Origin of the sequence: Pedosphaera parvula Ellin514 (assembly GCF_000172555.1) — a bacterium.
Lineage (GTDB): Bacteria > Verrucomicrobiota > Verrucomicrobiia > Limisphaerales > Pedosphaeraceae > Pedosphaera.
Genome location: NZ_ABOX02000002.1, coordinates 237,326 through 250,306 on the forward strand (window position 1 = coordinate 237,326; position 12,981 = coordinate 250,306).

Annotated in this window: 8 protein-coding genes; 6 read left to right on the forward strand and 2 right to left on the reverse strand. The window is 49.4% G+C overall.

The window, feature by feature from the left end:
• Positions 1-406 precede the first annotated feature (406 nt).
• The 5 genes from CFLAV_RS02120 to CFLAV_RS34700 all read left to right on the forward strand — a co-directional run bounded on the left by CFLAV_RS02120 (position 407) and on the right by CFLAV_RS34700 (position 7,517).
• Positions 407-949, forward strand: a complete 543-nt coding sequence (locus tag CFLAV_RS02120) for an RNA polymerase sigma factor (protein WP_160164454.1) — start codon at positions 407-409, stop codon at positions 947-949.
• Between the two features lie 30 nt (positions 950-979).
• Positions 980-1,177 carry a hypothetical protein gene (locus CFLAV_RS34695; protein WP_150107223.1) on the forward strand — a complete coding sequence of 66 codons (198 nt, stop codon included), beginning with the start codon at positions 980-982 and terminating at the stop codon, positions 1,175-1,177.
• A 310-nt stretch (positions 1,178-1,487) separates the two neighbouring features.
• Positions 1,488-4,052, forward strand: coding sequence for a glycosyltransferase family 9 protein (locus CFLAV_RS33625; RefSeq protein WP_007412952.1), 2,565 nt, complete (start codon positions 1,488-1,490; stop codon positions 4,050-4,052).
• 108 nt (positions 4,053-4,160) lie between these two features.
• Complete coding sequence (locus tag CFLAV_RS02130) at positions 4,161-7,055, forward strand: serine/threonine-protein kinase (RefSeq protein ID WP_007412953.1); 2,895 nt, start codon at positions 4,161-4,163, stop codon at positions 7,053-7,055.
• Between the two features lie 216 nt (positions 7,056-7,271).
• On the forward strand, positions 7,272-7,517 hold the full coding sequence (locus CFLAV_RS34700) for a hypothetical protein (protein WP_150107224.1): 246 nt from the start codon (positions 7,272-7,274) through the stop codon (positions 7,515-7,517).
• A gap of 808 nt (positions 7,518-8,325) precedes the next feature.
• Here the strand turns inward: CFLAV_RS34700 and CFLAV_RS02145 are convergent.
• Positions 8,326-9,399, reverse strand: coding sequence for a 3-deoxy-7-phosphoheptulonate synthase (locus CFLAV_RS02145; RefSeq protein ID WP_007412956.1), 1,074 nt, complete (start codon positions 9,397-9,399; stop codon positions 8,326-8,328).
• A 437-nt stretch (positions 9,400-9,836) separates the two neighbouring features.
• A complete protein-coding gene (locus tag CFLAV_RS02155; RefSeq protein ID WP_150107225.1) occupies positions 9,837-10,277 on the reverse strand; it encodes a response regulator in 441 nt (146 codons plus the stop codon).
• A 492-nt stretch (positions 10,278-10,769) separates the two neighbouring features.
• Between CFLAV_RS02155 and CFLAV_RS02160 the strand changes: the two genes are divergently transcribed.
• The gene (locus CFLAV_RS02160; protein ID WP_007412958.1) at positions 10,770-12,950 is read left to right on the forward strand and encodes a right-handed parallel beta-helix repeat-containing protein; all 2,181 of its coding nucleotides are present in this window, start codon (positions 10,770-10,772) and stop codon (positions 12,948-12,950) included.
• Positions 12,951-12,981: the final 31 nt, after the last annotated feature.

Consider the following 12,981-nt stretch of genomic DNA (forward strand, 5'->3'; position numbering starts at 1 on the left):
TCCAGGTTGAAGAGGTAGCTTCCTGGACAAAATGGGCCCGAGCCCGGTTACGATTGTACGGTGGTATTAGATTGGCCAAACGGCCAGGAGCAAAAGTGGAGTTTCAAGGCATTGTCGATTTTCAGAAATGCCAATCCTGGAAACCATCCTTGAATTTGGTCGTGTGCTACAGCTCGTTTAGGGCATAGCCAGGTTGGAAATTGATTAGTTTTTGTAATCTTCTCTTCTATTTTGTATTGTGATTCAATGGGTTACACAAAATGTTGAAAGATTTCACCTTTTAGCAACGTATATATAATGGATAGAGAAGATATAAGATATAATGAACGATTTGAAAGATTTCATCCCGACCCGGCAATCGCTGTTAAGCCGTCTGAAGGATTGGAATGATCAGGAAAGCTGGAAGGTGTTTTTTGATACCTATTGGAAACTCATCTACACAGCGGCCTTAAAAGCCGGCTTGAATGATGCCGAGGCCCAGGATGTGGTGCAAGAGACCGTCCTTTCAGTTCTCAAGAGCATGCCTACTTTCGAATACGATAGCAAGAAGGGGTCTTTCAAAGGATGGCTATTGCGACTGACCAACTGGCGGATTACCGACCAGATGCGCAAGCGTGAGCGCAATCCTGAGTTCAAAATATCTGAAACAGATTTTTCCACGGACATTGAAGCCTTGGAGGCTCTGGCCCCTTCGGTGCCGATGGAACTGGAATCCATATGGGAAGAAGAGTGGGAGAGAAACCTATTGGAAGCAGCAACAGAAAGGGTAAAGAAAAAAGTTGATTCCAAGCAGTACCAAATTTTTGATCTTCATGTTCTAAAGGACTGGCCGGTTATCAAAGTGTCACGCTTCTTGAAAATTAATCCGGGAAAAGTGTATTTGGCAAAACACCGGATAGGAAAACTTATCGCCAGGGAGATTGAGATTCTACAAACAAAACCGCTTTAACGGCGAAGCACGCTCAAGCAACCAACATCTATGAAAGAACGTCATTCAAACAAACCATCATCGGGTCGCCACGGTCCTTTCGCGGTCACTGAAATTCCTCTTCTGGGCCACGACCGTATTATGGAAACCAAGAGGAGCATCCTTAAAAAACTATCTGCCCGTATAAGGCAGGAGAGTTGCTTTGTCAAAAAAGGACATCAGTTTTTGATTGAGAAAGCAGAGCTTTAGCCCCTAGAATCGGAAGGAATAAATTTATGCCCACAACTACTAAGCCTAATGGCTCTATCGGAGTACGAATTGAGCCTTGTTACAGCCCCAAACCCGTAAATCGCTTGAAGCGGGTATTAATTGCCGAAGACTCTCCCAGCCCGAGTCCCAGTCCGAGTCCAAGTCCGGGCCTGCTGCCTGTGTCTCCAAGTCAATCGGCGCGTCTTTCAAAAAAATAAACGACTGGATCAAAATTAGGTTCGTACCACTAACGAGCGTTGCAATGTGTTATTAGTGGAATGCGCACGCATTCTGCGTGTGCATGGGGTGAATGAAAAAGTTGCTCCTCAGATGTGATTTTTCGCCGGGGGATATAGTCATGTTGACGGCGGCGGTCCGGGATTTGCATTTCTGTTATCCCGGGCAGTTTTTAACCGATGTGCGGACTTCGTGTCCGGACATTTGGGACAACAACCCGCATATCAGCCCTCTCCGGGAGGAGGATTCGGAGGTCCAATCGTTGGATTGTACCTATCCTTTAATCGATCGTTGTAATGAGACTCCCTACCATTGTTTGCATGGCTTCATTGAATTCCTTAACGAGAAACTTGGTTTATCAATAAAGCCGACGGCTTTTAAAGGTGATATTCATCTCAATGAGCAGGAGAAAGCGTGGTACTCCCAGGTTCATGAATTAACAGGACACGATACGCCTTTTTGGATAGTGGCTGCAGGGGGGAAGTACGACGTCACCATCAAATGGTGGGAAACGAGCCGTTATCAGGAAGTTCTAGACTATTTTCGAGGAAAGATTCAGTTTGTGCAAGTTGGGAGCTCCGGACATCACCATCCCAAACTGCAAGGGGCGATTGATCTTCGCGGGCGGACCACGCTCCGAGAATTGATTCGGTTGGTCTACCATGCTCAAGGTGTGCTTTGCCCGGTGACGGGTCTGATGCATCTGGCTGCGGCAGTGGAAACCAAAAACAGCTCAATTAATCGCCCCTGTGTCGTTGTGGCTGGTGCACGTGAGCCTGCCCACTGGGAGGCCTATCCTGAACACCAGTTTATCCACACCAACGGCATCTTGTCCTGTGGTTCGAATGGTGGGTGTTGGAAGGACCGCGTTTTGCCTTTGAGGGATGGTAATGAACGGGACAACCCGGAGCGCTTATGCACCAACGTGGTGGGGGAACTTCCCCGGTGCATGGACATGATCACATCCGTTGAGGTTGTCCGTCGAATCGAGTTATACTTTTCCGGGGGAAAGATCGACTATCTTTCCAGCAAACAGCGAATTGCTGCCAGACGTGGAGTAATCAAGACCCACAGGGACGCTTTTGATCAGGAGTCATTAAATCTTCACAATGCTGGAATGGCTTGCGATCGGTTTTTAAATCAGATCGTCTCATACCCTGATCGGTTTTCAGGGCGGGGCATTGTCATCTGTGCCGGGGGGGTGAGGTATTTCACAAACGCCTGGGTCTGCATTCACATGCTAAGGCTCCGGGGCTGCAAGTTGCCAATACAAGTCTGGCATTTGGGAGAGAAAGAGATGGACCCCGAGATGGCAAATCTTCTGCTTCCTCTTGGAGTTAAATGCATTGATGCATACAAGATGCGGGAACGATTTCCTGCTCGAATTTTGAATGGCTGGGAGCTTAAAGCGTATGCGATGCTTCACTCCCCATTTGAGGAAGTCCTTTTTTTGGATGCCGACAATGTTCCGATAGTCAACCCGGAATTTCTGTTCGATACGCCACAATACCGGGAAACGGGTGCGATTTTTTGGCCTGACTATGACCAGGGGAAGAACGAAAAGAAACAAACGATCTGGAAAAGTTGTGGGTTGCGCCAGCCACAAGAACCGGAATTTGAAACCGGCCAGATGGTGGTCGATAAAAAACGCTGTTGGGTTGCGCTCTCGTTATGCATGTGGTTCAACGAGAATTCTGATTTTTATTATAATTATATTTATGGAGACAAGGAGACTTTCCACCTGGCCTTCAGGAAAGCAGGAAAATCCTATGCTTTGGTGCCCAAGCCGGTTTATTCGCTGCAAGGGACAATGTGTCAGCACGATTTTAAAGGGCGACGCATATTTCAGCATCGAAACTCCGATAAATGGGATTTGTTTCTCTGGAACCAATGCATAAAGGGTTTTCGATTCGAAAGGGAATGCCTGGGTTTTTTAGCCAACCTGCGGAAGGTTTGGGATGGCAGATCAGGGGCAACCAACAAAGCAATGCTGAAGGCACTGCGGCCTGCCAGGCGCAAACATAAAAATTTGAGCATGGAGGCCGTAATGATTTCGTTCGAGGAATCGAAACGGTGCCGGAGGCAGTCGCTGCAAAATCTCGATGCCACGGATTGGGCTCGCGGAGTTGTGCATGTGCAAATCGAGAAATCCCGGGACAATCATAATTGTGAACAAAGGCTGGCTGACTGTGCCTATCTGGCCTTAAAGGAAAGTTTGCGCAGAAATGCTGATTATATTCTTCTGCTGGAAGATGCGGTGGAGTTTAATCTCCATATCAGGCATAACCTGGAGCAGTGGAGCTTTTTGAAATCTGGATTGATTGCCGTCGCTGGCTTGTGCAATCCGGGAGTTAGAGAGCTGGCGTGCGATATCCAAAACAACGCCCGCATCGTTGATTCGGATCGTCACTTTGAAAGTGCGGCCTTTCTCTTTTCAAGAGAGGCCGTGGTTCACCTCGTCACTCACTGGAAAGAAGTAAACGGGACGTGGCACAATAAAATTGCCTATTTAGCAAGCGAGTTCAAAAAACGAATTTTGTTCCACGTTCCGTCACTGGTTCAGCGAATCGTCCGCGAACCAGCCCAGGGTAGAGTTTTGAAGCCAGCAGTGGATTTTGATTTTAATTGGAAAGCGTAGGTGGTTTTCTCACCAGATAATCTGTCGGCAGCCGGGGCCTGGAAAATAGTGTTGCAGTTGGGTTCAAGCACGATTTAACTCTGTTCAGTCCACCGCTGCGAAAAGGGAATGGATTCAAAAGCACATTTCATAGGTCAGCAGCTTGCAGGCAAACTCGAGGATAATAATCCGTCGGGAGAGGACTGTCAGCAGCCTGTCACCGTTCCTGACCATACATTGCTCAAGTGTATTGGTCGCGGAAGTTATGGAACGGTGTGGCTTGCGCGCAACATGATGGGCAACTTTCGCGCGGTAAAGGTGGTTTTCCGGAGTTCCTTTCAGAATCAACGACCCTTTGAGAGAGAATTGGCAGGGATTAGAAAATTTGAACCCATTTCGCGTTCGTACGAAGGCTTCATCGATGTGTTACACGTGGGTATCAATGAGAGTGAAGGGTACTTTTATTATGTCATGGAACCCGGAGATGACATGGTTTCAGGGCAGAATATTGACCCTGAAAAGTATGTCCCTAAAACTCTCAGCAAAGAAATTTCGCTGCGTGGAAAATTACCAGTGGAGGTTTGTCTGCAGAGCGGATTGGCGTTAAGCCAGGCGTTATGGGAACTTCACAAGCATGGGCTTGTCCATCGCGACGTAAAGCCGGCGAATATCATTTTCGTAAACGGTGTGGCCAAACTGGCGGATATCGGACTGGTGGCGGAGGCCAAAGAAGCCCAGTCCTATGTTGGTACAGAAGGCTTCATTCCACCGGAAGGTCCTGGTACACCTCAGGCGGATATTTTCAGCCTTGGCAAGGTGCTTTATGAGGCGGCTACGGGAAAGGATAGACAGGATTTTCCAGAGCTTCCCACCAGGGTCGATGAATTGCCTGATGCGCGTGGTTTTCTTGAGCTCAACGAAGTCATTCTTCACGCATGCAAACGTGACAGATCTGAGCGGTACCAATCTGCGTGGGATATGCATGCGGACCTGGTGGTGCTGGCGAACGGAAAATCGGTTAAACGACTGAAGCAGTTGGAAAGGCGAGTCACCGTCTTAAAACGGGTTGCGGGAATTTCAAGCCTGGTTCTGCTGCTGGTATTTGCTGTAAGTTACCAGGCGTATCGTGAATGGGCCAGGGTGGTCGAGAATCGTGAACGTCAGGTGGGCGCCAATGTGGCCTATGGCAATCGGGCAATGGATTCCGGTGATTTGCTCCATGCTTTGCCATATTTTGCCGAAGCTCTGCGGTTGGACGAGCACGGGAAGCAACAAAATATTCGCGATCGTCTGAGATTTGGGGTTGTGCTGGCGCATTGTCCGAAGCTCACGCAGCTATGGTCTGAAGGCCAGGAGATCGATGATGCCGAATTCAGTTCGGACGGAAAAAGGATCGTGGTTGCGGAGTATAATGGAGCAGCGAGGATTTACGAGCTTCCGACTGGAGGAACTTCTGGCAAGACGTGTGGAGCAGGAACCCGGCTGAGGAGTGCAGCCTTCAGTCCTGATGGAAAGTATATTGTTACGAGTGGGGAGGATGGTTATGCAAGGATCTGGGATGCCAATAATTTGGAGAGAATCGACGACTTGCCCCATCCAGGTCCAGTCTATCATTCAAGTTTTAATTTCGATGGCTCAAGGCTGATTACTGCGTGCGGTGATGGTAACGCCCGTGTATGGAATTTCAAAACCAGGAAGCAAGACCTCATCATCAAACATGGCACAAATGACGTATGTTTTGCCGCTTTTAGTGGTGACGGACGGTTGATTGTAACTACTGGCTATGACTATACCGCCCGAATTTGGGATGCGGTGGATGGACATGCCAAAGCCCCGCCGTTAAGACATAAAAGCTGGGTCATCTACGCTGCCTTCAGCCCCGATAACGAAAAGTTGGCAACTGCATCCTGGGACCGTTCAGCACGTGTCTGGGAAACTGGAACGGGCAGGCAAATTTTGCCAGACATGAACCATCTTGACGGAGTAGGCAGTGTGGAGTTCAGCCCCGATGGCAGAATGATCCTGACTGCCAGTTTTGATGGTACGGCGCGGCTCTGGCATGCCGATACCCTCGCACCGCTGGGTTCGAATCCACTGCTACGCCACCGGCAACGCGTTTCGCGTGCTTCTTTTGGCCATGATGGACACACGATTTTAACGGCTTCCATCGATGGTACAGTGAGAATTTGGGATCTGGCTTCAGGCGCGCTGCCCATTCCGGTTCCTTCTGTTTCGTTGAGCGATGATGGCAGTCGATACCTGGCGGTCACCAATGGCATTTTTCAAGTTCGGGAGACCATTTCTGACCGCCCTATTTCGACCCTGGTAAACACTGGCCATGCCGTGGACAAGGCTGAACTTGGTTGCCATGGATATTTTGTCCTAGGCATGTCGGAAATCCGGAGCAACTCCGCTTCAACCAATCACCTGCTTCAATTTTGGGACGCAAACACTGGACAAGTCCTCGCTTCCGGGCTTGAACTCACGAATTCCTTTTCAGGAATGGCGTTTAGTGGCGAGGGGAAGCGCCTGGCCATTTTTAGAGAAGGTTCAGCGCAAATCTGGGATATTGTCACACGAAAGCCAATCTCTCCCTGGTTGCAGCATGACGAAAGAATCAGTTCCGCCATTTTTAATTCGGATGCAACTCTCCTGGCGACTGTCAGTGGAAGCAAGCTCCGGTTGTGGAATGTTCAAAGTGGCAAACTACTGTTTGAACCGTTGAAGCATCTGACCCGGGTAAAATTTGCGGAGTTCAGTCCCGATGGATCCCTGATTATAACAGGTTGTCAGGACGATCAGTTCACGAAGTGTTATGCACAGGTGTGGAGCGTTGCCACCGGACTGCCCGTCGGACCCCAGCTTGGGCACAACGATGGTGTGATTTCCGCATCTTTCAGTCCTGACGGACGACGGGTGGTGACCGGCAGCGAGGACTTCACAGCCATGGAATGGGACTTTGCAACCGGTCAAAAACTCATACCCGATCTTCGTCACGAAATCAGTCAAAAGCGCGGATTTTAGTCCTAATGGCAATGGATTCTGACCGCCAGCCAGATAGACGGCCCGCCTTTGGAGTTGCGCAGACGGGTGATCCAATGACTCTCTTTCCATCATTTATCACCTTGGTGAATCAAAATTCCTGGGTGATGGTGTACGGTGCTCACGTCAGATATCCGCGGCAGGAGTTGGGTATGGCATCTTCCGAGCATCTCCATTCCAACGGCCGATCTAAGAGATTTGGCGCGACTACTCTCCGGGGATACCGTCAGTTCATCCACTTCGATGGAGGGTGCTCCTCTGAGTCAGTTGGAGCTGTGGCAAAGGTTGCGGAGCAAATATCCTTCCTATTTTGTGACGACTACTGGAGATGTGAAGGCATGGCATGAATTTCAACTGGCGGAGAGCGAACTTGAAGAGAATTCTCTCGGTTCAAACTTTCATAAGAGCCGACTCTCAGCCCTTTTATTTAATGGCAATCCCTGATTTCGAGGTGTCAACCTCCGGGATCACTGCATCCAGGGAAGGTGGCACTTTGAACTTATTTACTTCCCATTCCACCCAATCGCAAAAAGTTAAAAATAATTGAAAGATCAGGGCTGTCTGGAACGTATTATAGATAACGAGAATTGCAGACTTGAAATGCCATCGGTCCGGTTTTGTTGGCAACCAACGCATATTGCAGGGCTAGAGGCTGCAGGAATTGAAGGTTTTTAGTCGGCAACGCCAGGGAGGTGGGAACAAAATTAAACCACCGTTCTATTCTGGCCGGGAGTTTCTGGTTTTGGCTTCCTAAACCTGCAGAATTTTCCGAAAACAGTTGGGCTGGGCTATTTTTTTAATGTTTTGTGAAAATATTTTCATTTTTGTGAAAGATTGCAGCTTTTCAACACGTATTAATATTAACGCGGGATATTCCTAAATTTCTCCCGCAAATAACAATGGCCAGCTTCCAAGGAGGCTGGCCTTTCATTTTTTGGGATCATTGAGCTTTGAGCCAGGCTCGATATGTTTGTTCTTCTGGTAAACAATCCATTGACATGCATTCAGCCTGGTTAATCGATTTGTGCATGGTTCTGCTATACGATGGCAGCGACCTCGTACAGGTTGCATAATTGCCAGCAACAAGTCCAAGGTGTGGAATAGATCGCGAACAACATTCCCATTGATGGACAGCGATTCTTCCGGGTGAAGATTGTGCCTTGAGCAGGAGAGGGGTTGTTGATCAACTTTTGGGCTCAGGTGTTTGTGCACCTGAGCCTTGCTACCAGGAGTGAATTGGCAGGATAAATGGTTATGCGTACTCGCTTTGCTGCTGCTTCGCCCGAACATTTTGGCCAGCCGCCCAACGAATCATTCTTTCCGTTGCATCCCAGCCGAGACAGGCGTCGGTAACGGAGACTCCGTACTTTAGTTCGTCCAGGTTCCTGGGAATCGACTGGCTTCCTTCCTGCAAATAGCTTTCGACCATCAGAGCCACCACCGAGCGGGTGCCGGTTGCCCGTTGTTCAATCACACTGCGCCATACGTCCTCCTGCCGGGCATGTTGTTTGCCCGAGTTAGCATGGCTGCAATCGACCATCATCACTGGAGGAAGTCCGGCTTTTACCAGGCTTGCCTCTGCGTCACGGATACTTTCGGCGTCGTAGTTCGTGCGCAGCCGGCCGCCGCGGAGGACAACGTGACCGGCAGGATTGCCGTTCGTGCGCACGATGCCGGTAAAGCCATCCTGATCGATGCCAAGAAAACTGTGAGGTCGCATCGCTGCACCCATTGCATCAATGGCAATTTGCAAGCTCCCGTCAGTGCCATTTTTGAAGCCGACCGGCATTGACAGACCGCTCGCCATTTCGCGATGGGTTTGGGACTCCGTTGTGCGTGCGCCAATGGCGGCCCAACTGATCAAGTCAGCGATGTATTGGGGAACAATGGGATCGAGAAATTCAGTGGCAGCAGGGAGCCCCATGCTCGTGATTTCGAGCAGCAGCTGTCGTGCCTTTTTAAGCCCCGTCTCAATGTCATAGGTGTTGTCGAGCCGGGGATCATTGATGAGCCCTTTCCAGCCGACCGTTGTGCGCGGTTTTTCGAAATAAACGCGCATAACAATTTCCAGATGTTCCGCAAGTTCCTGGCGCAGAACATTCAGCTTGCGGGCATATTCCAAGGCGCCATCGACATCGTGAATGGAGCAGGGGCCCACAACCACGAGCAGCCGCGAATCTTTTTGTTGGAGTATGGCTTCAATGTTTTTACGACCGCGCAAAACAGTCGAGTTTGCAACTTCGGTCGCCGGCAGCTGCGCCTTCAATGCGCGCGGTGGTGACAACCGGACTATTTCTTTAACATGCAAATCTTGAGTCGGAACCATCAGCCAAGTGTAGCATGACAATAAATCGATGAAAGCCCTAACATATGTTTTCTAACAATCTCCTCCCCTCGGTGGTAAGCTGTTCATAGAGAAAATATTACGCTCCGCCACGCCGATCCTTAAGAACTGCATATTTGACAGTATTGAACCGAGCGAATTCCAAAAGTTGGAGTGGGTGAAACTCCACAATTGATACTGATTGACCTGTCTTGGGAGATACAACGAAGGTTGCCGCCATTTTTGCCACCTCTGGTGGTATTTTTGGTTCAGCAGGGCGCAGCAAAACTGGCCTTGCCAAATGTATTGATACCAAGGGTAAACTACGGACAGTTTCCAACCAGCTTTGGGGCAGAACTTTCAGAGTTTGCCGGCAAATAATAAATACTTCGCCAGTGCCTTGCGCTCTCACCTGGCAAGGTAAAGCGGCAGGAAGGATATCAATGGAGTTGTGTGGCAATATTGTTGATTAAACATGCGAGCAGATCAGGATTTTCGATTTTGCGGACCCAGGCTTGCGCCCCCAGCTGAATCAAGTGGTTGCAATAATCGGACATGAAGACGCCGCCCAGAACAATTACTTGCATGGTCATTTCAGGGTGATTTCTTACCCAATTCAACACACCTGGAGCCTGCCCCCCAGGCAGGATGGCATCCATCAGGAGGAGATCCGGAAGGAGGTGTTGGGATCGATTGTGGTATGGAATTTCACCTTGCAAATAGGCCATGAGTGCATCGTTTGAGTGGACCTCACCCACCAGCCTCCACTTCGAATACTGGTGAATAGCAGTTTTCAGCATGCAGCACTCTTGGTCTGCGTCATCCGCGATGAGAACATGATACGGTTTTTCTGTATGGTTCATGGTAATTTTTTGTTTCACTCCTTACCTTGAAAATCACGTTGGTTCAGCGGCAGAGAACCGGCTATTGGGGGAATGGCCCTAGAAATCTCGGAGAAAGCCATACCGCTCCCAGACGGTCCTTCAAACGAAGCAGTTTATTGGATAATCAGAAAAAGTAATCGATGGAATTAAATATGCTTTACTTTTGAAAAGTTACTACTATAGTCCATCCGACCATCGGACGGATAATAATATACCGCGCTGAAAAGAAATCGATAAAGAGGCTCGCCCGACTTTCCCATATGTAAGGAGTACGTGCAACTGGTTGTCTTGCCAAGCCGGTCCTCTAGGACTGCCTTAGGGTTGTGTAATAAATTTTAAGGCGGTTAATTACATGTGCCAGGCATGCAGGTTGGAGGAGAGTTGGCATCTGTGGGTTCAATAACATTTGCTTGCAGTCGATTGTTGTTCTGACGATTTGCGGAGCCAGGTTGACATCTAACTAATCGATTTGAGCAAGACCTTGCCAACATGCCTTCAGCACTCATTCTACTATTGGGCCTTCTTGTTTGCATTCCATTGTCGGCGTCCGATTTCTACGTTTCGCCAGGCGGCTCGCCAAAAGGGAATGGAACAATGGTAAGCCCGTGGGATTTGCAGACCGCTTTGAATCAACCATCCGTTGTAAACCCGGGTGACACAATCTGGTTGCGTGGAGGGACGCATTCCATTTCCAATCGTCCAACAAAATTCATCAGCCAATTGTCAGGGGCTGACGGCCAGCCGATTACCGTCCGTCAATATCCGGGCGAACGGGCAACCGTGGATGGCAACATCATGCAGACGTCCGGTGGCTGGGTGAACTATTGGGGCTTTGAAATAATGAATTCCCAACAGTTTGGACTTACTAATTTTCCCACCCGGCTCAGCCCGCAACCCGGACCGTTTCCGACGACCTGGTATATAAACTACAATGGCCGAATACTCGATTTCACGGTGAGCGGATTCGATCTTCGGGCGCCCAACTGCAAGCTGATCAACCTCATCGTACACGATAATATTGGCGGGGGGATTGGCATAGACATTGCCGCCGGGAATACTGAAACCTACGGTTGCCTTTCCTATTTCAATGGCTGGCAAGGACTCGACCGCGCTCATGGGCACGGGCTCTACGGGCAAAATGCAGATCCGGCTCAGAAGAGTGTGACCGACTGCATAGTGTTCAATAATTTTGCATTAGGCATGCAGGCAACGGGAGCCGGTCCGACTCCCATTGCCGATAATTTTGATATTGAGGGAAATGCTTTCTTTCTGAATGGCGCGCTCGCGGCCAGCCATCAAGCCAACCTGCTGGTTGGTCCCTTTCAAGGTGTCGCGAAAAATCCAGTCATTCGCACAAATTTTATTTACGATACCCAGGGAACCGGATCGGATTTTAATCTCGGCAATTCTGCTGGTGCATTGGTGCAAGGCAACTATTTTCAAACCAGCGTAATGCTTTCGACAAATATCAATTTGATTATGGAAGGGAACACCTTTGTCAGTGGCATTCTTCGCGTAGACCCGTGCACTTATCCAAATAACAGCTATTTAATTAATCTGCCTACCTCCAATTTTATCGCTATTCGACCAAATAAATATGAACCCGGCAGGGCCAATATAATCGTTTACAACTGGGAGAACCTTAACTCAGTCTCAGTCGATGCATCGGGTTTTCTTCCCATCGGCACTGCCTTCGAAGTTAGGAACGCCCAGGATTTTTTTGGCTCTCCCGTTTTAACGGGCACGTACGACGGCACTCCTTTGGACATTCCGCTCACGGGATTATCAGTAGCTCAACCAATCGGCATCGCTCCTCCACCGTCTTCAGGGCCGGCATTTGGGGCTTTTATAGTTCTCCCGCTGAATGCCGCGAACAGTGCCTTGCCCAGGACCTCAAAAGCGAAGACCAGTCAAAAGGTTTATATTCCTGTCGAAGCTGGAGCAGGGAAGGTTACGGCTCCCATGCGCCTTGTTCGCAATACTTCGTCCCCTGCACGCCAGTTTGCATCCTCTCGCACTGCAAAGCAGGGAAGTATTGTGTTCAACATCGAGATCCCAGTTTCGGGAACTTACGTAATTTGGGCCAAAGTTTTTTCGCCCACACCTGCACATGGCTCGTTCTTCGTCTCAGTAGACGGAGGGAGTGAAGACCTTTATGACAACTTGGAAGGCAAGTGGTCCTCTGCCTGGCCATGGACTCTGGTCAATAGTCGCGGAAGCAAGGCGGCTGTAAGCCTGGATGGAAGAAGGTTCGATCTGGTCCAGGGACCTCACTCGATCACGTTCCGTGCCCAGGAGGCAGCATCAGCCCTGAACCGTATTCTGGTAACCGATGATCTGGCTTTTATGCCCAAGGATATTGTGGCTCCGACTCAGACACTTCCTGCGCCCGCGAACAGCACAACTCGGTTCAACCAGAATGTTTTCCTGTGCAATGCCACCAATTTATTTGGTGATTCCATGACCTTAAGTATTCCGACTCCCTATACATCTCAGCGCGGAATCGTGAGCATTTCCGGAAAGGAGGTCCTTTATACGCCACGCCAAGGTTTCCTTGGCAATGATAGGTTCACTTACCTTTTAACCACCGTTCAGGGAGACAGTAGCGCAGGTACCGTGATGGTAAGAGTACAATCATCCGCCGTGATCAAAGTCGGATCTTCCCCCTGAGCAATTAAAAATGCATCCGGTCTGAGGTTTG

Coding starts and splice junctions, on each gene's coding strand:
- CFLAV_RS34695 (WP_150107223.1), top strand. CDS start 980: ATGAAAGAACGTCATTCAAACAAACCATCATCGGGTCGCCACGGTCCT.
- CFLAV_RS33625 (WP_007412952.1), top strand. CDS start 1,488: ATGAAAAAGTTGCTCCTCAGATGTGATTTTTCGCCGGGGGATATAGTC.
- CFLAV_RS02130 (WP_007412953.1), top strand. CDS start 4,161: ATGGATTCAAAAGCACATTTCATAGGTCAGCAGCTTGCAGGCAAACTC.
- CFLAV_RS02145 (WP_007412956.1), bottom strand. CDS start 9,399: ATGGTTCCGACTCAAGATTTGCATGTTAAAGAAATAGTCCGGTTGTCA.
- CFLAV_RS02160 (WP_007412958.1), top strand. CDS start 10,770: ATGCCTTCAGCACTCATTCTACTATTGGGCCTTCTTGTTTGCATTCCA.